The 23,187-nt window shown below is 51.0% G+C and carries 18 protein-coding genes and 2 tRNA genes; 18 read left to right on the forward strand and 2 right to left on the reverse strand.

Features of this window, described 5'->3' with window-relative positions; genetic code table 11:
* Positions 1-2 precede the first annotated feature (2 nt).
* The 4 genes from METLU_RS0105905 (at position 3) to METLU_RS0105920 (ending at position 5,502) form a co-directional block, all read left to right on the forward strand.
* A complete protein-coding gene (locus METLU_RS0105905; protein ID WP_027158166.1) occupies positions 3-1,355 on the forward strand; it encodes an IS1182 family transposase in 1,353 nt (450 codons plus the stop codon).
* 125 nt (positions 1,356-1,480) lie between these two features.
* Positions 1,481-4,222: a hydantoinase B/oxoprolinase family protein gene (locus METLU_RS24585; protein WP_269209340.1), complete on the forward strand. Its 2,742-nt coding sequence runs from the start codon at positions 1,481-1,483 to the stop codon at positions 4,220-4,222.
* Positions 4,223-4,306: 84 nt separating this feature from the next.
* A tRNA-Ser gene (locus METLU_RS0105915) sits at positions 4,307-4,397 on the forward strand.
* An 826-nt stretch (positions 4,398-5,223) separates the two neighbouring features.
* The gene (locus tag METLU_RS0105920) at positions 5,224-5,502 is read left to right on the forward strand and encodes an Lpp/OprI family alanine-zipper lipoprotein (RefSeq protein WP_027157431.1); all 279 of its coding nucleotides are present in this window, start codon (positions 5,224-5,226) and stop codon (positions 5,500-5,502) included.
* Positions 5,503-6,210: 708 nt separating this feature from the next.
* Here the strand turns inward: METLU_RS0105920 and METLU_RS0105925 are convergent.
* Positions 6,211-6,573 (reverse strand): hypothetical protein, encoded by a 363-nt coding sequence (locus tag METLU_RS0105925; protein ID WP_027157432.1) that lies wholly within the window; start codon positions 6,571-6,573, stop codon positions 6,211-6,213.
* Positions 6,574-7,293: 720 nt separating this feature from the next.
* Here METLU_RS0105925 and METLU_RS0105930 point away from each other — a divergent pair.
* From METLU_RS0105930 to METLU_RS24600, 13 genes are all read left to right on the forward strand, one after another.
* Positions 7,294-7,920, forward strand: a complete 627-nt coding sequence (locus METLU_RS0105930) for a phosphatase PAP2 family protein (protein WP_027157433.1) — start codon at positions 7,294-7,296, stop codon at positions 7,918-7,920.
* Positions 7,921-8,150: 230 nt separating this feature from the next.
* The gene (locus METLU_RS0105940; protein ID WP_027157435.1) at positions 8,151-9,173 is read left to right on the forward strand and encodes a class I fructose-bisphosphate aldolase; all 1,023 of its coding nucleotides are present in this window, start codon (positions 8,151-8,153) and stop codon (positions 9,171-9,173) included.
* Between the two features lie 147 nt (positions 9,174-9,320).
* Positions 9,321-10,490, forward strand: a complete 1,170-nt coding sequence (locus METLU_RS0105945; protein ID WP_027157436.1) for an acetate/propionate family kinase — start codon at positions 9,321-9,323, stop codon at positions 10,488-10,490.
* Positions 10,483-12,867 (forward strand): phosphoketolase family protein, encoded by a 2,385-nt coding sequence (locus METLU_RS0105950; RefSeq protein WP_027157437.1) that lies wholly within the window; start codon positions 10,483-10,485, stop codon positions 12,865-12,867. Before METLU_RS0105945 ends, METLU_RS0105950 begins: the two co-directional genes overlap by 8 nt.
* Positions 12,868-12,981: 114 nt before the next feature.
* A complete protein-coding gene (locus tag METLU_RS0105955; protein ID WP_027157438.1) occupies positions 12,982-13,341 on the forward strand; it encodes a hypothetical protein in 360 nt (119 codons plus the stop codon).
* Between the two features lie 9 nt (positions 13,342-13,350).
* Positions 13,351-14,163, forward strand: coding sequence for a M90 family metallopeptidase (locus METLU_RS24590; RefSeq protein ID WP_036242890.1), 813 nt, complete (start codon positions 13,351-13,353; stop codon positions 14,161-14,163).
* Complete coding sequence (locus tag METLU_RS0105965) at positions 14,163-14,462, forward strand: potassium transporter TrkG (RefSeq protein ID WP_027157439.1); 300 nt, start codon at positions 14,163-14,165, stop codon at positions 14,460-14,462. Before METLU_RS24590 ends, METLU_RS0105965 begins: the two co-directional genes overlap by 1 nt.
* 15 nt (positions 14,463-14,477) lie before the next feature.
* Positions 14,478-14,894 (forward strand): hypothetical protein, encoded by a 417-nt coding sequence (locus METLU_RS24595; RefSeq protein ID WP_196806507.1) that lies wholly within the window; start codon positions 14,478-14,480, stop codon positions 14,892-14,894.
* 52 nt (positions 14,895-14,946) lie between these two features.
* Positions 14,947-15,522 carry an HdeD family acid-resistance protein gene (locus METLU_RS0105975; RefSeq protein ID WP_027157440.1) on the forward strand — a complete coding sequence of 192 codons (576 nt, stop codon included), beginning with the start codon at positions 14,947-14,949 and terminating at the stop codon, positions 15,520-15,522.
* 105 nt (positions 15,523-15,627) lie between these two features.
* A tRNA-Lys gene (locus METLU_RS0105980) sits at positions 15,628-15,703 on the forward strand.
* 832 nt (positions 15,704-16,535) lie between these two features.
* Positions 16,536-17,000 carry a toll/interleukin-1 receptor domain-containing protein gene (locus tag METLU_RS28605; RefSeq protein ID WP_269209183.1) on the forward strand — a complete coding sequence of 155 codons (465 nt, stop codon included), beginning with the start codon at positions 16,536-16,538 and terminating at the stop codon, positions 16,998-17,000.
* A gap of 187 nt (positions 17,001-17,187) precedes the next feature.
* A complete protein-coding gene (locus METLU_RS0105995; RefSeq protein WP_027157442.1) occupies positions 17,188-18,138 on the forward strand; it encodes a DUF2971 domain-containing protein in 951 nt (316 codons plus the stop codon).
* Between the two features lie 61 nt (positions 18,139-18,199).
* Positions 18,200-18,868 (forward strand): hypothetical protein, encoded by a 669-nt coding sequence (locus tag METLU_RS24600; protein ID WP_036242894.1) that lies wholly within the window; start codon positions 18,200-18,202, stop codon positions 18,866-18,868.
* 888 nt (positions 18,869-19,756) lie between these two features.
* On the opposite strand, the gene METLU_RS0106005 is transcribed toward METLU_RS24600, so the two are convergent.
* On the reverse strand, positions 19,757-21,928 hold the full coding sequence (locus METLU_RS0106005) for a DUF7948 domain-containing protein (protein ID WP_081679026.1): 2,172 nt from the start codon (positions 21,926-21,928) through the stop codon (positions 19,757-19,759).
* A 577-nt stretch (positions 21,929-22,505) separates the two neighbouring features.
* Between METLU_RS0106005 and METLU_RS0106015 the strand changes: the two genes are divergently transcribed.
* Entirely contained in the window at positions 22,506-23,162 is a 657-nt protein-coding gene (locus METLU_RS0106015) for a nitroreductase family protein (RefSeq protein WP_027157444.1), read from the forward strand.
* Positions 23,163-23,187 lie beyond the last annotated feature (25 nt).

Consider the following 23,187-nt stretch of genomic DNA (forward strand, 5'->3'; position numbering starts at 1 on the left):
TGATGAGTCGCTTTATTCAGTTTGATCGTAACCAACAGTATTTGCTTCCGCCGTCCGTGGACGAATGGTTGCCGGAAGACCACCTGGCACGCTTTATCGTCGAAGTGATCGATCAGCTCGATCTATCAAAACTGACAGGCCATTATTCTGGACGGGGTTCAGCGGCTTATCATCCGGCACTGCTGTTGGCCCTGCTGATCTATGGTTATGCGACCGGCACGTTCTCCAGTCGCAAGATCGAGCGGGCAACCTACGATTCAGTGGCGTTTCGGTTCATTGCTGCCAATCATCATCCCGATCATGACACCCTGGCTCATTTCCGCAAGACCTTTCTGGTGGAGTTGGAGGACTTGTTCGTACAAGTGCTGACACTGGCGCAGACGATGAAACTCGTCAAGCTGGGACAGATTTCGCTGGATGGTACCAAAATCAAGGCCAATGCCTCGAAGCACAAGGCCTTGTCCCATGGCCACATCGAAAAGCTGGAAGCGCAATTGCGTGAGGAAGTGCAGGCCCTGCTGAAAAAGGCAGCGGACGTTGATCAGGAAGAATTGGCCGACGGTATCGATTTGCCGGCGGAAGTCGCGCGTCGGGAAGATCGCTTGAAAGCCTTGGCGGAAGCCAAGGCCAAGATTGCCGAACGGGTTAAAGAACGGGACGAACAAGCCCAAAAAGACCACCAGGAGAGACTGGCTGACCGGGAGCGCCAGCGCCAGGCGGGCAAAAAACCCCGAGGCCAGGAGCCCAAGGCGCCCGAAACCGGCCCCCAAGCTAAGGACCAGATCAACCTGACCGACGAAGCATCGCGGATCATGCCGAGCAAGGACGGCTTCGTGCAGGGCTACAATGCCCAGGCGGCCGTCGATGTTGACAGCCTGCTGGTGGTTGCCGCCACGCTCAGCCAGCATACCAACGACAAGCGGCAAGTCGAGCCGATGCTGAAAGCGCTGAACGCCTTGCCGGACAGCCTCGGCAAGCCGGAAATGCTGCTGGCCGACAACGGCTACTTCAGCAAAGACAACATCCAGGCCTGTGTGGAGCAAAAAATTACACCCCTCATCGCGCTGGGCCGGGAAGCCCATCATCTGCCATTGGCGGAACGCCTGACGCCGGATGCACCGGAACCTGAAAGCGATGACCCGCTGGTCAAAATGGCCTGGAAACTCAAAACCCAGAGTGGCCGCACGCTTTATGGTAAACGCAAAAGCACGGTCGAGCCGGTATTTGGGATCATCAAACAGGTACTGGGCTTCCGCCAATTCTCGCTGAGAGGTCTTGATGCGGTAGCTGGTGAGTGGAAACTGGTGACTATGGCCTTCAATTTAAAGCGAATGCATGTGCTGGCGGCCGGATAACGGAAAAATAACCCGAAATAGCTCTTGGTTGGGCAGAACCGAAGACTCAATGCCGCCAATAATCCATATCGGTCAAATAAGAATCATAATACTGAACCCTGTCCGACAGACTCCTAGACAAGATCATTGCCTTCGACATGGGCGGTACATCTACAGACGTCGCCCATTATGCCGGTGAATACGAGCGCAGTTTTGAAACGGAAGTGGCCGGCATAAGGATGCGGGCGCCGATGATGCATATTCATACCGTTGCCGCGGGCGGCGGTTCTATTCTGCATTTCGAAGCCGGACGTTATCGGGTAGGGCCTGATTCCGCCGGAGCCAATCCAGGGCCTGCGGGCTATCGCCGCGGCGGTCCTTTGACTGTCACCGATGCCAATATTCTGCTGGGCAAACTGCCGTCATTTCCCCATGTTTTTGGGCCCGAGGGTAATCTGCCATTGGATCAGGACAGGGTCAGGCAGTTGTTCACCGAATTGGCGGAACAGATAAATACCAATACCGGCGACAACAGAACACCGGAACAGGTCGCGGAGGGATTTCTGGCCGTTGCGGTTGAAAACATGGCGGCCGCAATTAAAAAAATATCGGTGCAGAAAGGCTATGATGTTTCCCAGTACAGTTTATGCTGTTATGGCGCGGCCAGCGGCCAGCATGCCTGTGCGGTTGCCGACAGACTCGGCGTTAAGCGTATCCTGTTGCACCCGCTGGCCGGAGTGTTGTCGGCTTACGGCATGGGCTTGGCTGATGTCAGATTGCTGAAAGAACAGGCGCTGGAGTTGTCGTGGCAGGAGACTTCGTTGACTGACTTGCAATCGATCATAGCAAGCCTTGAACAGCAAGGTCGTCAGGAGATGCTGGCGCAGCATATCGATGCGGATTGTATTGAAGCAACCGGTCGTCTGCGTCTTCGTTATCAGGGAACCGATACGGCTTTGTCTGTTATGTTTGCCGACAAGGAAACGATGTTTGACGAGTTCCAAAGCAAATACAAACAACAATTCGGTTTTGTTTATCAGGGCAAACCGCTGGTAATCGAAGCGGCTTCAGTGGAAGTCATCGGTCTCAGTGAACGGGTCGAAGATAGACAGTTTTATGCAGAGCATCCGCATGACCAGCCGTTGCTCGTCACGCGCGTATTTATGCAGAATGCTTTCTACCAGGCACCGGTTTACCGCAGGGAACAATTGATAGCCGGCGTGCCGATACCTGGCCCCGCCATTATTATCGAACCGACTTCGACTATCGTCATCGATCCGGATTGGCAGGGCGAAATAACCGCTCAGCAGGATTTAATCCTGAGTCGTGTGCAAACCAAGGCCCGGCAACACATCCTGGCATCTTCGGCGCCTGATCCGGTGATGCTGGAGATATTCAATAAACTGTTCATGTCCATTGCCGAGCAGATGGGTTTTGTGCTGCAAAATACCGCGCACTCGGTCAATATCAAAGAACGGCTGGATTTTTCCTGTGCGATTTTTGACGGAGAAGGGCAATTGGTCGCCAATGCGCCTCATATTCCCGTGCATCTGGGCTCGATGGGCGAAAGTGTTCAGGCCTTGCTGCGGGCAGAGCGAGCTACCATGCAGGACGGCGATGTTTATTTGCTGAACTCTCCCTATCATGGCGGCACGCATCTACCAGATATTACTGTTATTACGCCGGTTTATAAAGATGGCGAGCTATGGTTTTTTGTCGCTTCGCGAGGGCATCATGCCGATGTCGGCGGTATCGCACCTGGCTCCATGCCTTCCGATAGCCGGGACATAGAAACGGAAGGTGTGCTCAGCAGCGGCATGAAGATCGTCAGTGCCGGGCTTTTTCAGGAGCAGCAGGTTAGAAACTGGCTGCTGTCAGGAAAATATCCTGCACGCAATCCTGAACAAAATATTGCCGATCTGCAGGCTCAGATCGCTGCCAATCAAAAAGGGCTGCAGGAACTTAAACACATGGTCGATAGCTACTCGTTAGCTACAGTCCGGGCTTACATGCAGCATGTACAGGACAATGCCGAAGCAGCGGTGCGCCATGTCCTGAAGTCGCTTTCCGGCGGACAATTTGTTTACTGCATGGACGATGGTGTCGAAATTGCCGTAACAATCGCCGTAAACCGGCAAGCCGGAACGGCGACAATCGATTTCAGTGGCACTTCCAAACAGTCGGCAGGCAACTTCAATGCGCCGTCGGCCGTCTGTAAAGCCGCCGTGCTGTATGTGTTCAGAACCCTGGTACAGCATGATATCCCGCTGAATGCGGGCTGCCTGAAACCGCTGGAAATCATTATTCCGGAAGGTTCTCTGTTGAATCCGCGTTATCCTGCAGCGGTTGTCGCAGGCAATGTCGAAACCTCGCAATATATTGTTGATGCCTTGTATGGCGCATTAGGGGTATTGGCCGGATCACAAGGCACAATGAACAACCTGAGCTTCGGCAATGGTCAATACCAGTACTACGAAACCATCTGTGGCGGAGTGGGAGCAGGCGCCGATTTTGATGGTTGCGATGCCGTTCATACGCACATGACCAATTCCCGTATAACTGATCCCGAGATTCTGGAGTGGCGGTTTCCTGTTTTGCTGGAAGAGTTCTCGATAAGATCGGGCAGCGGCGGTGCCGGCAGGCGTAAAGGCGGCAATGGTGTGCGACGCAGAATCAGATTTATGGAGCCTATGACCGTCAGTGTTCTGTCCAGCCACAGGCTCAAGCCTACATTTGCAGTCAATGGCGCAGAGCCTGGAAAATGCGGCCGGAATACCGTTATATTGAAAAACGGCACGATAAAAAACCTACCGGGCTGTGCACAAATTGAAGTTCAAGCCGGTGATGTGATTCAAATTGAAACCCCGGGAGGTGGCGGTTATGGATGACTGCCAATGATGAGCTGGATTTTGGGATAAAAAACGATAAAAAAGTTGCTTTTTTAAATCGATCGGTTATTATATTCGGATCGCGGAGAGATGGCTGAGTGGTTTAAGGCAGCGGTCTTGAAAACCGTCGTGGGTTTGTAGCCCACCCAGAGTTCGAATCTCTGTCTCTCCGCCATTTCTTGCAAATCCTTTTAAATTAAGCACAAGCAAGTTGCTTAGTTTGTCAGAACTAACAGTACCAATTATCTATCATGGACGAGTCAAAAAAGACAGGTCAGACGGATAGATGAGCCAATCTTAAAACCTGCTTTACAGTTCCATAAAGACGATAGGTAATCGTTTTTACTTAATACTATACTGCTGCCTTTCTTCCTGGGTCCATCGGTTCCTGCCATTAGATTTCAATATCAAAGAAGTTTTCACCATCGATCCATTGATGACTTTAAAACGGAAGTTAATCTACTGAGCGGCCAGAGATAAATCAACAATCTATTTCACAGCGCTTAGCATTCTCTATTACCCGCTTAATTTTTTTGTTTTTACAGCCTGGGCTAAGACCAGATAGCTTAGCTTTGCCTTGCTCTATTTTGTCTGAAAAGACTTAATACATCAGGTCTTTGAAATTGTTCTTCATTCTGGCCTGATGTTTTGAGGCAATAAGGATGGTATTTATATAGGATATATTTATTTGAGTAATACCCTAAAACTTACTGTGTTAAGTTCGCATTAAGTTTTCAAGATGAAAATATATTCAAATAACTCAGATTAAGCATAACCGAGTTATTTTGGATATATGAAGAGTTTATTGAATTAAGCCCATCAGCCTCCAATGTTTGCCATTAAAGAGCCTCAAAATTGACCATATAAATCACTGACTCATTATTTTTTAATAATATTGGTGAGAAAAATTGGTAAAGACAGGTGCTGAAAGTGGAAAACATTAAAAACTGTTTAATAGATAAAATGTTTTGAAATGATAATCTTCAGTAAGGAAAAATAATATGAGAACAATAATAAAATTATCAATGATTACTCTGGCTTTCAGTATGGTTACTGCTTGCGCAACTACTTCGGATATTGAAAATTTACAGTCGCAAGTTGATGGCTTGGATGCTTCTGTTAAACAGGCGTCAGCTGATGCAGCCAATGCACAAACTGCAGCAGCTGATGCGGCTGCAAAGGCCGAAGCAGCAGAAGCGGCGGCTAATAGGGCAGCTCAACTATCCCAAGATACCAATGACAAATTGGATAATAATTTCAGAAGATCAATGATGAAATAAATCCTTAGAGCGGAAAGTAGCCTGACGGGAAAAACGCTTAGGCTTTTTGAGGTCGATTTCTGCCTATCTAAAGCTGTGACGCTGCGGTGAATAATTACTGGTAAATATAGTCAAAACTGACTGGCGATAATTAATATCTTATTGTTTTAGTTGATAATTTATTGTCATGTCGGTAAAAAATGGAAGCCGAAAAGGGAAGATATCGGACGCTGATTCACATGCTTGAGATAGGTTTTTTATATTAATCACTATCAACAACAGTTATTATGTTATGGCACTGGAAAATAGCAGTGCGGTAAATTGGAGCATTGATAGGGCGTTAATTCCCTTGAAATGCTCAACCGAAGAGTGCTTCAGATGAGGCGGCAACTGATGGAGTCAAGCTATTGGCTGGTTGTTCGGTTTGTCTGTCAGAGAAAGTAGAGACGCTGACTAATGCACTGATGAGGGTTATAAGAATAACTATGAGGACAGTAAATTGATTTCAACAAGTGTTTATATTTTAACGTGTGTTTTTACAACCTATGTCTTTTATAGAGCGCGTAAAAGTTAGTTCGCTTTAGCTTAGGCTGTAAACGATACTCTACGTGGGTACACTTGCGGATTTTGAACAATAGCTATGTCTTGTTAATGATGCAGCCATAGTATTGATAGTTTCTGCATTTGTGACTGCGTAGAGTATAACCTCCAAATTACCATCTGTAGTTTTTACTGTCGCCATAGTCGGGCGGCGAAATCAGCAGCAGCAAGCTCATCGGTCGGTACTTTTGGTTTTGCCGACTGCACCCATTTGTTTGGCCAGATTATCTTTGATAAGAGGCAATAAGCCTCATTGATCAATTTATTGCGGACGAATGAGGTCAGCGGTTTGGCCTGATACGTTTCCAATCGCAAATTTTCACATTCGGCGGCAATCAGTTCCTGCCGCAAGGTCTGGTATTGTTGGAAACCGGGCATTATCTGAGTGCAATGCCGGTGCAGGCGTTCGCCGAATTCATTGATACTGACGCTGAGTCGTCTGTCCTGAATGCGGACATAATCGCCCATCAGGTTTTCGATGATGATATTCAATGTTGCCGGGCTGATTTTTCGATTGAGGCTAGCTCCCCCCAAGATGATCAACACCGCTCTGGAATGGAGCGCTCGAAAGCTGCGTAAAGCTGCATATTACGGCTGTTCCGTTACTCCCGCCTCATGCATCGATAACAATTGCTCCAGAATCCTGCAGATATCAATCGGATCACTATTTCCTGACGGGTTCCGTGCACAGCTGGTTAATCTTTACTTAACATCAGTTTGGTTTAAGAGTTCAGAGAAAAGGTAATCAATCAGCGCATAAAATTTTTATGGAATATTAGGAATAGAATTTTCATGGAATTGACCTTTTTTTGTGAGTCAGGATGGAAAACTGTAGATTTCCGTTTCGTTGCGACGAATTCAATAATCACGATCACAAGTCTGGAAAAGGGCGATTAGGGATCGTTTGCGCCTGATTGGTTTCTGGCGCATGGTTTTTTGTTAAATATTGAAAAACCAAGCCCTTCAGAGGGGTTAAAATCCATTTGTGAAAAAGAATATTGATTAATCGGAATATTTGATTATTACCAATAAGTAATAATGTCAATTCGGAAGGAATCGCTAATTTATCAATTTATTCAGAAATCTATCGCTTCTGGCAGAATAAGATACCGTTCATAGATTGATTTTTAATTACTATTCTATGTTATTAAAGGTTTAAATATGGTAGATATATGAAAACCTTATAATCATGATAGTTTGCTGGAGTTCAAAATGCCCATCACAGTCCTGCTCGACTGGCTTAGAGGATTGAACCGGGAACTCTTCTATGCCGTAAACGGAATCCGAGGGGATTCCCTTGATTTTATAATGTTGCTTGGAACGAGGATCGGCGACTTCTGGAACGCACCGTGGATCATATCCGCGATGCTTTGTTTCATCGCAATTCGTCGTTTTTTCCCTAAATCAGCCGCGATCGATTGGCTTCCGGAGCAGCACACGCTTGTCAAGACCATGTTGGTCTTCCTGGCTGGCTTTGTTCTAGCTGCCATGATTGTGGCTCTCATAAAAATCGGTTATGACAAGCCTCGCCCATTGGCCGCGATGACCCTGGGCACTGTTCATGTGCTGGCTCAACGCGAGTTAAACCACAGCTTTCCTAGTGGACATGCTGCGTTTGCAATGCTCATTGTTTCAGTCTTCTGGCCCTATTGCCGGTACCGATGGAGAGCGTTGCTTGTCCTGTTTGCCATGTGGGTCGGCATATCGCGCGTCAGCGTTGGCGCGCATTTCCCGATAGATGTCATAGCCGGTTATTTGTGCGGCGGCGTAAGCGGATGGGTGGCCGCAAATGCTCTAACCCTTCTTTCCAGCGCACGATTTGTCAGCCGCCGAATTTAAATACTATCCATCTTTTGCCACTTCTGGCTGAACAGGTAAATCCAAAGCACAATGATGTTTCGCCCGAGCTGTGCCAATACACTCTATGGTGTATTGGCTGAAAGCCAACTTCCCTTTCTCCTTGAAACAGGCAAAGACTTTTTGAGCAATTGCTTCTTCCCGCCGGTCGTAGGATAAATACATCCTGATTAGGCTCAATGACTGCCGAATTTAACTCCCGGAGATTTCAAATGAGCATTCAAAGCGAATTACAAGCCACCATTTCCGATATGATTGTCGAAGGCAAAGGCATACTGGCCGCCGATGAGAGTTTGCCGACTATCGCCAAGCGTTTCAAAGCGGTCAATGTGGAATCGACCGAAGAGAACCGGCGCGCCTACCGTTCATTGCTGCTGACCACGCCGGGCTTGGGCGAATTCATCAGCGGCGTGATCCTGTTCGAAGAAACGCTGGGGCAGAAAACCGCTGACGGAAAACCTCTGCCGCAAGCGGCGGCCGAGCAGGGCATCGTGCCCGGCATCAAAGTAGACAAAGGCACAGTTGCGCTGGCCAATGCGCCGGGCGATCTGGTCACGCAGGGCCTGGATGGCTTGTCCGACCGGCTGGTGGCTTACAAGGAGCAGGGCGCGCGCTTCGCCAAGTGGCGCGAGGTCTATACGATCGCCGGGCACAATCCGACGGCGCTGGGCATAAAGGTTAACGCCGAAGTGCTGGCCCGTTATGCGGCCATTTGCCAGTCGCTGGGCATCGTGCCCATAGTGGAACCGGAGGTGCTGCTGGACGGCGACCATACCATCGAGCGCTGCTTTGAAGTCACCGAGGCTGTTCAGCATGCGGTCTTCCACGCCTTGTATCGACATCGCGTTGAGCCGGAATATATCGTACTGAAGCCGAGCATGGTCGTGCCGGGCAAGGACGCGCCGACTAAAGCCAGTCCCGAGGAAATCGCTGAGAAAACTCTGGCGCAGCTGCGCCGGACCGTGCCGGCTGCCGTGCCCGGGATTAATTTTCTGTCCGGAGGTCAGACGCCGGAAGAGGCGACAGCCAATCTGAACGCTCTGAATGCGATGGCCGACAATGCGCCTTGGCAGTTGAGTTTTTCCTATGGACGGGCATTGCAGGAGCCGGTGCTGAAAGCCTGGCAGGGCAGAGCGGAAAATGTGCAGGCGGCGCAGCAGGCGCTTTATAAGCGTGCTAAATTGAATGGCGCGGCGCGCACTGGCAGTTATACGGCAGAGATGGAAAAGAATTAGCATCTTCTGACTGAATAGGGAACTGTAGGGGCGAATTCACTTGTGTCCTTAGAGGTATTCGCCCATGGGTGACCTAAGCCGTCCCCGCAACAAGCAGTCCTATAGACAGCGCCCATTATCAAACCTCAATTACAAAAAGAACATCTTATGCAGGAAGTCATAATAGTCATCAACGCCGGCTCATCGAGCATCAAGTTCGCCCTATTCGCCGCCGACGGCAGTCAATATCCCAAGGCGCTGTACCGGGGGCAGATTTCCGGCATCGGCAGCGAGGCGCAATTTAAGGTTCAAGATGAGCGCCGCTCGCTGCCGATACATGACCACCAGGAGGCCTTGCGCGTCCTGGTGGACTGGCTGGACGCGCATGACGACGATTTGCAGGTGCTGGCCGTCGGACATCGTATCGTGCACGGCGGCAGCCATTATATCCGGCCGGCGTTGATCGATGAGGCTGTGATGTCAGGCCTTGAGGCGCTGGTTCCGCTGGCGCCGCTGCATCAGCCGCATAACCTGAGCGCCATTCGTGCCTTGCGGCAGCTGTATCCTGAAATGACACAGGTGGCCTGTTTCGACACGGCCTTTCACCATACGATACCCGAGGTCGCCCATACGTTCGCGCTGCCGAAATCCCTGTATGAAGATGGCGTGCGCCGTTACGGATTCCATGGCCTATCCTACGAATACATCATCAATGTCCTGCCGCAGCATTCGAAAACCGAAGCCGACGGGCGCGTCGTGATCGCGCATTTAGGGCAGGGCGCCAGCCTGTGCGCGGTGAAGAATCGGCAAAGCATTGCCACGACCATGACGTTTACGCCGCTGGACGGCCTGCCTATGGGCACGCGCTGTGGTTCGATCGACCCGGCCATCGTGCTGTACCTGCTGCGTGAAAAGCACATGACAATCGACGCCATTTCGGACTTGCTGCACCATCAATCTGGCCTGGCCGGCTTGTCCGGCATCAGCGGCGATATGAAAACCCTGCTCGGCAGCGATCAGGCCGATGCCCGCAAAGCCATCGAAGTCTTCGTCTACCATATCTGCCGCGAGCTGGGTTCCCTGGCCGCCGCGTTGGGCGGACTCGACACGTTGATTTTTACGGCCGGCATCGGCGAACGGGCGGCCGTGATTCGCGAGAAAGTCTGTAGGGGCGCCGCCTGGCTCGGCATCGACATCGATCCTGAAGCCAATGACAACAACGCGGCGCAAATCAGCCGCGCGGAAAGCCCTGTTTCGGTCCGAGTGATTCCAACCAACGAAGAACAGATTATCGCTTATCATACCTATACATTAACCATTGGAGGACATAATGAATAATAATCAGGCCCCATCGGCACTGCCTCTTTCCGAAGAAGAAGTCGCGCGCATTAACGCCTATTGGCGCGCGGCCAATTACCTGTCGGTCGGGCAGATTTACCTGCTCGACAATCCGCTGCTCAAGGAGCCGTTGCAACTGAAACATGTCAAGCCAAGATTATTGGGACATTGGGGCACCACGCCCGGCCTGAATTTCATTTATGTACACTTCAATCGCGTGATCAAAGCCCGCGACCTCAATGTCATTTATATCGCAGGCCCTGGTCACGGCGGGCCCGGACTGGTCGCCAATACCTATCTGGAAGGCAGTTACAGCGAGTTCTACCCCAATGTCTCCAGGGACGCCGAAGGCCTGCAGAACCTGTTCAAACAGTTCTCGTTTCCAGGCGGCATTCCCAGCCATGTCGCACCGGAAACGCCGGGTTCCATCCATGAGGGCGGCGAACTCGGCTATTCGCTCTCCCATGCCTACGGTGCGGCATTCGATAACCCCGATCTGCTGGTGTGCTGCGTAGTCGGCGACGGCGAGGCCGAGACCGGGCCGCTGGCGACCAGTTGGCATTCCAACAAGTTTTTAAATCCCGAGCGCGACGGCGCGGTATTGCCGATACTGCATCTGAACGGCTACAAGATCGCCAACCCAAGTTTTCTGGCGCGTATCGATAATGACGAACTGTGCGCTCTGTTCACCGGGTACGGTTACAAACCGTATTTTGTCGAGGGCGACGAGCCGGAAATCATGCATCAGAAAATGGCGGCCACGCTCGATGTCATGCTCCAGGAAATCGCCGATATCCAGAAAGATGCGCGCACAAACGGCTATTCCAGGCGCCCGCGCTGGCCGATGCTGATTCTGAGAACGCCTAAAGGCTGGACCGGCCCTGAGGTGGTCGATGGCGTGCCGGTCGAAAATACGTACCGATCGCACCAGGTCCCGCTTGCCAAACTGGCCGAAAATCCCGAGCATTTGAAACTGCTGGAACAGTGGCTGCTCAGTTATAAGCCGGAAGAACTGTTTGACGACAACGGCACGCTGATGCAGGAACTGGCGGATCTGGCTCCGGAAGGCGAGCGGCGCATGGGCGCCAATCCGCACGCCAACGGCGGATTGCTGCTGCGGGATTTGAAAATGCCGGATTTTCGCGACTATGCGGTGGAGGTGAAAAAACCCGGCACCGAGTCGGCCGAATCGGTGCGCGTGATGGGCAAATTCCTCAGAGACATCATGCGGGCCAACGAGGACCAGCGCAATTTCCGGATCATGGGACCCGACGAGACGGCCTCGAACCGGCTCGATGCCGTGTACGAAGCCACCGATAAGGTCTTCACCGGCGAGATTATCAGCACCGATGATCATCTGTCGGATGACGGACGGGTCATGGAAGTGCTCAGCGAGCATCAATGCCAGGGCTGGCTGGAAGGCTATCTGCTGACCGGGCGTCATGGTCTGTTCTCCTGCTACGAGGCTTTCATCCATATCATCGATTCGATGTTCAACCAGCATGCCAAATGGCTCAAGGTCACCAAGGACATTCCATGGCGCCGCTCCATCGCCTCGCTGAATTATCTGCTGACGTCGCATGTCTGGCGCCAGGACCACAACGGCTTCAGTCATCAGGACCCGGGCTTTATCGATCATGTCGTCAACAAGAAGGCCGAGGTGATCCGCGTCTATCTGCCGCCCGATGCCAATACGCTGCTGTGGGTGACCGACCACTGCCTGCGCAGCCGCAACAGGGTCAATGTCATCGTGGCCGGCAAGCAGCCGCAACTGCAATATCTGGATATGAGCTCGGCTATCAAGCATTGCACGACCGGCATCGGCATCTGGGAATGGGCCAGCAACGATCGTTATGACGAGGCCGATGTCGTGATGGCCTGCGCCGGCGATGTCCCGACGCTGGAAACGCTGGCCGCCGTCGCGCTGCTGCGCGAGTTTTTCCCCGAGCTCAAGGTCCGTGTCGTCAATGTGGTCAACCTGATGCGCCTGCAACCAAGGTCTGAACATCCGCACGGCTTGTCCGACAAGGATTTCGACTCGCTGTTTACGGACAGCAAGCCGATTATTTTTGCCTATCATGGTTATCCGTGGCTGATTCACCGTCTGACGTACCGCCGGACCAACCACGATAATCTGCATGTGCGCGGCTATAAGGAAGAGGGCACGACCACGACGCCGTTCGACATGGTCGTGCTCAATGATCTGGACCGGTTCCATCTGGTCATCGACGTCATCGACCGGGTGCCGAAACTGCGCTATGTCGGCGCTCATGTGAAGCAGATCATGCGCGACAAGTTGATCGAGCATAAGGAATATATCATCGAGCACGGCGAGGACATGCCGGAGATACGCAATTGGGCCTGGCCGGTAGGGTGAATGTGTAGGTCGGGTTAGCGCAGCGTAACCCGACGCATCGGGGTTGCAAATGTCGGGTTACGCTGCGCTAACCCGACCTACGTGGCTACGTGGCATTGGAAAACACCAACCTTTATGAAACGGAAAAAAAATACTCACCTGATCATCAATCTCCTGGCCATCGGCATGCTCATAGCCGGCCTGAGCTATGTCCTGCATCCCGGCCTGGGCCAGTTCAGTCTCACGATCAATGGTCAGCCGGTGGCCGATCCTTTGGCCCGACTGGCCGCGATCCCAACCTTGCTGCTTGCGATGTTGTTTACCGGTTTGCTCGTGCTGCTGGCGTTTTTGGGTGTCGGCATGATGCTGTTTCTGGGAGCGCTGTTATTTGCCGTGCTGGGAATTTTCATCATAGCGCCTTATTTGTGGCCGGTGCTGGCCATTATTTTTCTGGTGATCTTACTCATGTCTTTAGGGCGTGATAAACAGATCTGATTTTTGCCGATGAATATCTTTAAACGCGCGCGGGTTCGGTATGTTCTGCATCGCTACCCTGTCAAGTATGAGGCATGGGAAGCTGTTACGGGCAAAATGGCCGTGTTGCAGGGCCTGACTTCGGTGGAAAAAGCGCATCTGCGCGAGCTGACCGCATTGTTTCTGCACGAGAAAAGGATTTTCGGCGCCCAGGATTTTCAAGTGACCGAGGCGATGCGCATCCATGTGGCGGCCACGGCCTGTCTACCGATTCTGCACCTGGGAATCGGGCTATTTTCGGCCTGGAGCGACGTCGTGATTTATGCCGATGCTTTCCGGGTCAGCCGCGATGAGACCGATGAGGCGGGCGTAGTTCATCATCAGGATCTGGTATTAAGCGGCGAGTCGTGGGAACGCGGACCAGTGATTTTGTCCTGGGGCGATATCGAGCAGGACAGGCATCGCGGGCATCAGGGGCACAACGTGATCATTCATGAAATCGCGCACAAGCTGGACATGCTGGATGGCAGCGCCAACGGTATTCCGCCGCTGCATGTGTCCATGCCTGTGCCGCCTTGGACCGATGCGTTCAGCACGGCCTATGATGAGTTGAATGATCGCCTTGAGCATCATCACCCGGTTAGTGTCGATCCCTATGCGGCGACCAGCCCGGCCGAGTTCTTCGCCGTGTTCAGCGAATACTTTTTCTGCGCGCCTGACATTCTGCATGCGCATTTCCATGATGTCTACCGGCAGCTTCAGCTTTATTACCGGCAGGACCCGCTGAACCGGATTCGCGCCGATAAGGCGGCCGGGCAGACGACGCATGAGGCCGTGGATTAATGAATGAGCCCGCCTCGCTATTGATGTATGCCATACGCGGCCCTGTTATTCTTAAATATTCGGCGCAATTAGTACTGGTACAGGCCGGCCTGGTGATATTGCCGGTCCTGGCGCTGTTTGAGGTCGTCCCTGTGCTTGCCGCCGTGGGGCTGTCATCGGGCATAACACGGGCCGATCTACAGCCGGTATTGAAGCTGGTGCTGAGTTTCGACATGCTGGCGGGCCGTCTTGAAATTGTCGCCTTGCTGGTGTTCTTATATCCGAAAACATGGTTCGGAAGGCGGGTGAGGGAATTATGAGAACCGTATTTCCGGGTGGGGCGCTCGCTGGATTTCAAGCGGGTTATCACCAAGATAGAAGACTCCGAATTCAAGCATATCTGCGTGGAGCTGGGCTTGAAAGACACCATCGCGCCCGGCCAGACCATCGGCCGTTATCTGGCCGATATGATCGAAGGGCAGGATTTGCTGGAATTAAGCGCAATGATCAAGGATGAAGCAAAGGTGTTTTCCCTTATTACCCATCCCGAGCTTGAGGACGTCATCGGTTCGCTAGAGTTGCCCGACCAGTGCCGGATCATCTGTCTTTACCGGAATGGCAAATTCAAAATTCCTGATTCGGACTTTGATTTCAGAACCAATGATGAAGTCGTGGTGCTTACCCACAGTCGCAACCTTGGCTGGTTAAATGATCGGTTTGTCGGTCAGTCGGAAAGGAAGGGCGCCCGCTGAAATTCAAAAACCGTGGCAGCTGTTGTATTCAATAATCATGAGGAGGTGAACAATGACCGAAAAAATTGACATCGAAATACGGGAGATGCAGCAGAGAATGCAGGAATTTCTCAAGGCGCATTGGAAATTTTTCCTGGCGGAAGGGGCTTTTTTTATCATTCTCGGCATCGCGGCCATCATTGTGCCGCAGATCTTCACCATCGCCATCGCTTTATTCATTGGCTGGCTACTGCTGCTGGGCGGCATAGTTCAAATCGCCAGAGCCGTCCGTTTTATAGCGATGCCGGGCTTTAACCTATGGATCTTTATCGGCATTTTACAGGTGATAATCGGTTATTATCTGGTTGCGCAACCCGCGAAAGGCGTGCTGACCCTGACCATGCTGATGACGCTGTTTTTTGCCATGGAAGGCATCGCAAAAATTTCCCTGGCATTCATGATGCGCCCGCTGGCCCATTGGGTCTGGGTATTTTTCAGCGGCTTTACCGCCCTGATGCTGTCCGTCGTCGTCTGGGCCGGCTGGCCCGGCACGGCCGCATGGGTGCTCGGCATGCTGCTGGGCATTAACATGATCTTTCTCGGCGGCTCACTGGTCAGGATCAGCCTGCATCATGGCGGAAACGCCTGAGGTGATTATTTCATAACAGAAATTAAGAAAACTTGCCGTACATAGGCTTTTATTTTGGATTTTTAACGGGAAATACTATAGAATGCACGACTTAGTTTCCTATTCGGGGTGTTAGCTCAGTTGGTAGAGCAGTGGACTCTTAATCCATGGGTCCAGGGTTCGAGTCCCTGACGCCCCACCATATAAATCAAAGGCTTAGATGAAAATCCAAGCCTTTTTTTATGTCTGGAATAAAAAATGTCGCAAAAATGTCGCATTTACTCAAAACCTGCCGCACTGGTTGCCGATAATCAGCCCGGTTAATCCGCTGGAAATTCACTACATCGACAAAGCCCCTTAGTGTGGTGATGTGTCGCAAACGGTAAACAATTATTTCCTTAGTTGGTTTTCGTGCCAACTATCTACAGGCCTCGCCAATCATAGCTTACAGGCTGGCATGCTTCTTGGTATAGGTGCTGGTTCTTATTAGCGTCATATGACCACTGAGCCAATATGTGAATTATTGAATAGCAACTATCGCCCCCAACCGGTCTTTTACCACGGTTGTTCGAGTGGCGGGTTATTGCCGGATAACAGTCAGTCGATAAGATAATAAAGAAACCGGATACGATCCATACGGGAATATACTGCTAGTGATCTGAATGAAATTGCTGAGCTTATTGCCTAGAATGAGGCAATCATGGATGATATACAGAAACCGTTTAATAACTTGTTAGAGCGCATCTGCTGCTTAACCCTCTACTTGAAAGGGCAATTGCAAATGAAAGGATTACGACATGGCTAAATGCACAGCGCCAGTACGTGGACATAGCTCAGCGGCCGCAGCCGCAGCCTGCCCTGCATGCAGTTCCCGCAATAGATACGGCTATGGCGGCTACGGCTCGTCCTACTCCTCGTCGGGCAGCAGCGGGGCTAGCTATAGCAGCAGCGGTGGCGGCGGTGGCAAGTCCAGCAGCAGTTCAAGGCCGCGCTGGTCGAGAGCGGGTTCGTCCGTGTCGTACACGCCTGCCCAAGTGCAGTCACTCACGCCAATCCGCCAAACCGTTGAGACGCGAGCAGCGGAGCAACCTGACCTTCGTGACGTCTTCCTGTGCCACGCATGGGACGACCGGCAGGGGGCAGCCAAAGAGCTACACAATTTGCTCGTGGCAGCTGGTGTCAAAGTTTGGTTCAGCGAGAAGGACCTTGGCCTCGGCGTGCCAATGATGCGCGCCATCGACAAGGGCTTAGCGAATTCGCGAATCGGGCTTGTGCTGGTGACCCCTGCGCTGCTGGCTCGCCTCCCAAAAGAGAGCGTCGCCGACAAAGAGCTTTCGGCACTCCTGGCGGGTAACCAGCTCGTTCCCATCGTGCACAACACGACATATGAAGCTCTCCGCAATGTCAGCCCTTTGCTCGCCTCCCGAAGCGGCCTGGACACTGCAGAAGATTCAATGGAGGTGGTCGCGGCAAAAATCGCCGAGCTGGTTGTTCTCTAGCTTTATTGCTCACACAGCTAAATAGGGTGGGCAACGCTTTTCTGCCCACCGTTTTTATCGGCAAATGTGAGCATCTGGCCTAACATTGCGCTCAACCGGAGCGCGGCTATAGCAGTTTTGTTTTTTTCAGCTTTCCGGACCGCGCCCGGTTAGCTTTACATTATATCTTTAAGTTTAGGGGTTGAATTTGAAGCAACTGTTCAAATATTTGAGTGAGCCACGAGATCTATTTGAAGAGGGGTTCATTCGCCTAACTCAGCCAGCAGCTCTTAATGACCCATTTGAGGCGTCCTTTTGTCGTAAAAGCTTAGATGAATTGACGAGCCACTTTGATGATGCCACGGCGCTCGATCCTGAATTTGGAGAGATTCCTTTTTCTCAGTATATAGAGAACAGAATGCACCACATTGGCATCGTGAGCCTTTCGGAGACCAAAGAGAATTTGTTGATGTGGGCGCATTACGCCAATGAGCACAAAGGTCTAGTTGTAGGAATTGCAGATTTCCCTAACGAATCAATATTTCACAGTCTTTTCAGGGCGGATACTCTGATAAATTTTTCATGGGGAGAGGAGTGGTCTCCATTTAACGGCAAGCCTAAGCCGGTGTCGTATCGAAAAGGGTTGCGATATCGTAATGATAAATTCGATTATGACTACTCGAACATTTCTGCTGAAGGCGCAGATAGGATGCTTTATGACATATTCATGCAGAAAAGTGAGGAATGGATTTATGAACAGGAACATCGAGTAGTTTTGCGCGTGGAGCAAGCGGATAGAGTATTCGTTCCGAACATTGATCATGTTGCGAACACAAGGATTAGAGAAAGGATTAAGTCATCAGCATATGCAAGCGCGGGCGGAACAAAAGATTCCTGCATTGTAGATTTGTTAAATATAGAAGATGAGGCTGAAAGAGTGGCTGTAGCAATAGAACTTGGAAAATTAAGCCGCAACCCTAAAACTCTGTATCTAATGAGGCTATCCTCTAGCGCCATCAACAGTTGCTTGCTTGGGTTGAAATCAACTTTAAGCAAGTCGGATGTTCAAGGAAAACACGCTTGCTCAGCAGGATACTTGGGCATCTGGAGAGCCAAAAAGAATGAGGATTATTACAGTCTTGAATTTGAGCAGATATAACAATGCGTTGCACCGGACAAGCCGGTGAATCTGGCGTTATGTTACTCAGAGGTGATGAGTTATGGAAGAATTAGATAATGACTGGAGAATGCAGGATGTTCACTTTTCAGGTAAGGACTGGACGTCACCGTGGACGGGCCAAGTCGTACCAAAGGGAAGTCAAATAACGTTTCGCTCTATTACCCAGTTAACTAAAGAGAAACAGTTATGTATTGCGCTTCCAAATGCAACAGCTCTTTGCCTTAGCTCATCTATGAGAGCATGGAAGGAAGCTCAAGAAATTAGAAAAAAAGCGAATATTGATAGTTCAATAAAGGAACAAGTGACATTTAATACAACATCCGAGTCGTTTGATTATATTGAGCGAGTTATGGAGTCGATTGTAATGGCATTTACTGCTTTAGAAGCATTTGTCAATGAGAATATTCCTGATGACTATGAATATCACATACATAGAAAAAGCGAAATAATACTCGAAGTAATGGATAAGAAAGCCATAGAGCGTTGGCTTTCATTAGATGAAAAACTATCAGTCGTATTGCCAGAAGCAATATCTGTAGACTCGCCGAAAGGTAGGGCCGTAGGATGCGGTGACGAAAGGAACCGCATCAATCGCGAACGATGCGGTTCGTTCCTCACCACATCCTACAAGGCCGCTATTCAGGGCTGGCTTAACACAGCGGTCAAAGGGATGCACCGCCCTATGGCGGTTTTGAAGGTGGGTTTTTAAATCAAGTTCGGTGTCTTCGCTTGGCGTCCTTAAGCGCCGCGCCTCTTGCCTTTGCGTTGTACGAACAATTTATGACTTATAGCTGCCATTCGAAAATACTTATCGACAGGCTGGAAATGGCACAAGCGGCTATTCAAAAACTCGCTTATCCCGCATAGACTAATCTACGAACCTCGGCTTAATTGCCTATGAAGTTTGGCCAAAAAATAGCCAATTTGAAGGTTTTTTGTTATTAAATGTCCCATTAGTGCCCCATGGCTGTAAGGCATCATTTTTATATACTATTTTTAAAGGTATTTAGACAAAAGGACAATGGATTAATGCCATGGGTCCAGGGTTCGAGTTCCTGACGCCTCACCATATAAATCAAAGGGTTGTAGAAAAAATCTGTAACCCTTTTTTATTGTCTTTGAAAATGTAACCAATATGTAACCGGATTTTCCCAACGGGAACGTAACAGTTGCAGTTCGCCAGACTGTAGCCTTGCGCGATATTTGACCCAACAATTTTTAAAAACCGCGCGAAACTTTCCTCGTTTAACGAAAATTTGGCAGCATTTAACACTGCTTAGACTTCCACCGAAACCGACATCGCATAAGACTCAAATCGCCTTTCCGGCCAATCGATATCAGTACATACAAACTCAAGCTGTAGACTTGTCTGTATGTCATTCTGATCAACCGCCAGCAGAGAACTGGGTTGTTACGCAAGGGAAGGCGTATTTGCGCCGCAGACGCGAACACGATGGTCGATGGTATTATGATCAATCCGCTTGCAAATGTTTAATGCTGATTGACCCATGAAACTTCAGTTCTTGGAATCGTGTTCTTCCTGCTTATCTTTCTCCATTTTTCAGATAGTCGTAGTCGTCCTTGCTGTTTCTCAGGCTTATGGCTGATCATTGCTTCCGATCTTAGCCACGAAGGCATCAACACCGCCGCCTAAAGTCGGCTGCAGCGCGTTGGCTGTCGGAAAGTCAGTCGATTGGGTAGTCCCAGTTACATAGGCTTGACCCTTTCGATCCACGGCAATTTTTCCGCCAGCAGAACCTTCCTTCCCGCCCAAATAGGTGGAATAGCGCAACGTTAAACCATCGTCTGAGAATTTCGCGACAAAGACACTGCCATTACCCGATACATTGGCTTGCAGAGGGTTGACGATTGGAAAGTCGGACGAGACGGTACCTCCTGTCACATAGGCTTGGCCCTGCCGGTCCACGGCGATTCCACTACCCTGATCACCCTCTCTACCACCCAAATAAGTCGAATAGCGCAGTGCGCCAGTGGGTGAGAACTTGACGACAAAGGCGTCCTCACTACCGCCCAAAGCAGATTGCAGCGCGTTCTTGGTGGGGAAGTCGGGTGAACGTGTCCCCCCTGTCACATAAGCTTGGCCTCGCAGATCCACGGCAATACTGCCAACTATCTCACCATCGCTGCCGCCCAGATAGGTTGAATAGCCCAACGTCGAGCCACTGGCCGACAGTTGGGTGACAAAGGCATCACCAGGAGCCAGTCCATTAATAGTTGGCTGCTGGGCATTCTTGGTCGGAAAGCCGGGCGATTGGGTAAATCCCGCCACATAAGCCCGCCCCCGCAGATCCACGGCAATATCGGAGCCACTGTCATCATTGCCAGCGCCTAGATAGGTGGAATAGCGTAGCGCTCTGCCATCGGCCGATAACTTGGCGACAAAGCCGTCTGTATCGCCATCTTTAGTCGGCTGGAGGGCATTTTTGGTCGGGAAGTCGGACGAGTCGGTAAATCCCGTCACATAGGCTTGGCCTCGCAGATCCACGGCAATGCCATTGCCACCGTCATTACTACTTCCACCCAAATAGGTCGCGTAGTGCAGCGCTCTGCCATCGGCCGATAGCTTGGCGACAAAGGCATCACCTAGAACAATTCCTGTTTTTAAGTTTGGCTGTAGGGCATTCTTGGTCGGGAAGTCGGGCGAGTCGGTAAATCCTGTCACAACAGCCTGACCCAGCAGATCCACGGCAATGCCATTGCCACTGTCACTACTATTTCCACCCAAATAGGTCGCGTAGCGTAGCGCTCTGCCATTGGTCGATAACTTGGCGACAAAGGCATCTTTATCGCCGCTTTTAATCGGCTGCAGGGCTGTCTTGGTCGGAAAGTCAGACGAGTCGGTAGTCCCCGTCACATAGGCCCGACCCAGCAGATCCACGGCGATACCCGAGGAATCATCATTTCCACTGCCGCCCAGATAGGTCGAATAAACCAGAACCGGATCAATGATGAGCGGATGCGCGGCATCATAGGCAGCTACCTGAAAGCCCACCGTCTGGTCAGCCTTGAGCGCATAGCTACCAGCGATGGGCTGGCGGACACCCTCGATCTGCTGGTAGATAACCGGCTTATGCATGCGAAGGTCGCCATTTGCTGTGTGCAGAACCAGTTCACCCGCCGGGGTCACCTTGATATTATTGGCTCCTTGAAAAGTCAGCTTGATATTATGCGGATCGGCACCCGGCGCTACCACGAAGTCATATTCCAGTTGTCCCTGATTGCCGTAGTAAACTAGGTCCACGCCCGGATAAACGCCTTCATAGGCGACCTTGCCATAGGTCGGCACCTGCGTGTGCCATTGGCTCGGGTCCTTGCCGATCAGATAGTTGACATGCCCGGACAGGGGTTCTCTGCCGACGACCTTCGGTGCCGGGTTTGCTCCGGCAAGTTGCATTCGTAGTACAGCTCCGATCGTCCCGGATGTAGATGATGATTTGGCGGAAGACTGCGAAATCTTGGCCTTGGCTTGGGTCTTTTTCAGGCTCAGTACGGTTTCAGTGGGCGTCAGAAACAGGGTATAACCCTGGCCCCGTGCGAGGAACTTCACCTGGGCATCGGTCTGGCCCTGGTTAGCTTCAAAGCTGAGCGGCAGCTTGCCGTAATTCGATTGCACTTGGGCCCTCGTGCCGGGTGCTACTGGGCCAGCTAATGCCAGAGGGGATAGCAAAGCTAAACAGACTATGCCTGCAGCCATGCCGGTTAGCCGTCTGTCATCCCTGTTCACGTTCATGTATTGAGTGGGGCCCATGAGAATCTCCTATATCAAGGTGAATTTAACTGGTGTTATCAGCTTTTGGGGGATAAGGAGTCGTGATAGGGCTCTCAAGGACATCCCCACAGCCTAAAAAATCATCCCTTGACCTACGAAGGATGGATATTAGGCGCATTGGCTACAAAATCAATCCGTTAGAGCGCGTACTACCAAGCTTACACCAGTCATCAGATCATTGAAGTCTTGTTATCCTGGCCGATTGCCTATGCCCATAGGTAATGACCTTTTCGAGAATATCGGCCGTCTTCTTTGCACCGCTGGGCATCAATACTCTTAAGCCGATGGCATGGTCATGCGCGCTATTTCATAGGGCTTGGTTTGACGGTCTGGAATTTTGTGGAAAGAAATTGACTGTCCGGTTTTGGCGCATGGCGGTTATTCATTTTTTAATTTCGAGATAATATCGGCACGGGAAAAGCTGATATTGGTGATCACACAGCCGAAGGTCTTGAGCAAAAATCCAAACGTTGATGCAATTTTGTAAGGCTCACTGCGCTCAAAAAAGCATAACCGATTCCGCGCTTCTTACTTCAACAAATGTGGAGAAACCACCGTGAAAACATTGACTAAATTGGTCTTGGGAATGATGGGACAATTACGCCCCGGTCCCGTTCGGAGGAAATCGGCAGAATCGATCGCGCTGCCCCCGCCTCGGAAAACGGGAGGACTTCCGCTGATGGAAGCGCTGCTCAATCGCTGTTCGTCGCGTGAATTTGCGCCTGATGCTTTGCCATTGCAGCTACTTTCCGACTTGCTTTGGGCGGCTTATGGCGTTAATAGACCCGATGGCGGGCGTACCGCACCTTCGGCCTTAAATGCCCAAGAGATAGATGTTTATGTGGCACTTCCTGAGGGCGCTTATTGGTATGACGCTCGCAGGCAAGCGCTCGACCTTATGGTGAAACAGGACCTGAGACGAATAACGGGTTATCAGGACTTTGTCGATGAAGCGCCGTTGGATTTAGTTTATGTAGCCGATCACAGGCGTATGGCGATGGTACCGGTCACCCAACGCGAATCCTATGCTTCCGCGGCGGCGGGCGCCATTGCCCAAAATGTCTATTTATTTTCCGCGAGCGCCGGCCTGTCTACGGTCATTCGCGCATGGATCGACCGTGCCGCCATTGCTGACGCGCTGGAATTGTCCCATGATCAACAAGTATTGTTGTCGCAGACAGTCGGTTTTCCCAAGAGTGGCTCCAGGGATTAAAGCGCAGCAAGTTACATTTGCGGTT

It is taken from the genome of Methylobacter luteus IMV-B-3098 (assembly GCF_000427625.1).
Lineage (GTDB): Bacteria > Pseudomonadota > Gammaproteobacteria > Methylococcales > Methylomonadaceae > Methylobacter > Methylobacter luteus.

Excerpts from the sequence above, each read along its gene's own strand:
- METLU_RS0105945 (WP_027157436.1), top strand. The coding sequence starts at position 9,321 with ATGCAGGAAGTCATAATAGTCATCAACGCCGGCTCATCGAGCATCAAG.
- METLU_RS24600 (WP_036242894.1), top strand. The coding sequence starts at position 18,200 with ATGGAAGAATTAGATAATGACTGGAGAATGCAGGATGTTCACTTTTCA.
- METLU_RS0105920 (WP_027157431.1), top strand. The coding sequence starts at position 5,224 with ATGAGAACAATAATAAAATTATCAATGATTACTCTGGCTTTCAGTATG.
- METLU_RS24590 (WP_036242890.1), top strand. The coding sequence starts at position 13,351 with ATGAATATCTTTAAACGCGCGCGGGTTCGGTATGTTCTGCATCGCTAC.
- METLU_RS0105955 (WP_027157438.1), top strand. The coding sequence starts at position 12,982 with ATGAAACGGAAAAAAAATACTCACCTGATCATCAATCTCCTGGCCATC.
- METLU_RS0105930 (WP_027157433.1), top strand. The coding sequence starts at position 7,294 with ATGCCCATCACAGTCCTGCTCGACTGGCTTAGAGGATTGAACCGGGAA.
- METLU_RS0105950 (WP_027157437.1), top strand. The coding sequence starts at position 10,483 with ATGAATAATAATCAGGCCCCATCGGCACTGCCTCTTTCCGAAGAAGAA.
- METLU_RS0105975 (WP_027157440.1), top strand. The coding sequence starts at position 14,947 with ATGACCGAAAAAATTGACATCGAAATACGGGAGATGCAGCAGAGAATG.
- METLU_RS0106005 (WP_081679026.1), bottom strand. The coding sequence starts at position 21,928 with ATGGGCCCCACTCAATACATGAACGTGAACAGGGATGACAGACGGCTA.
- METLU_RS0105940 (WP_027157435.1), top strand. The coding sequence starts at position 8,151 with ATGAGCATTCAAAGCGAATTACAAGCCACCATTTCCGATATGATTGTC.
- METLU_RS0105905 (WP_027158166.1), top strand. The coding sequence starts at position 3 with ATGAGTCGCTTTATTCAGTTTGATCGTAACCAACAGTATTTGCTTCCG.
- METLU_RS0105965 (WP_027157439.1), top strand. The coding sequence starts at position 14,163 with ATGAATGAGCCCGCCTCGCTATTGATGTATGCCATACGCGGCCCTGTT.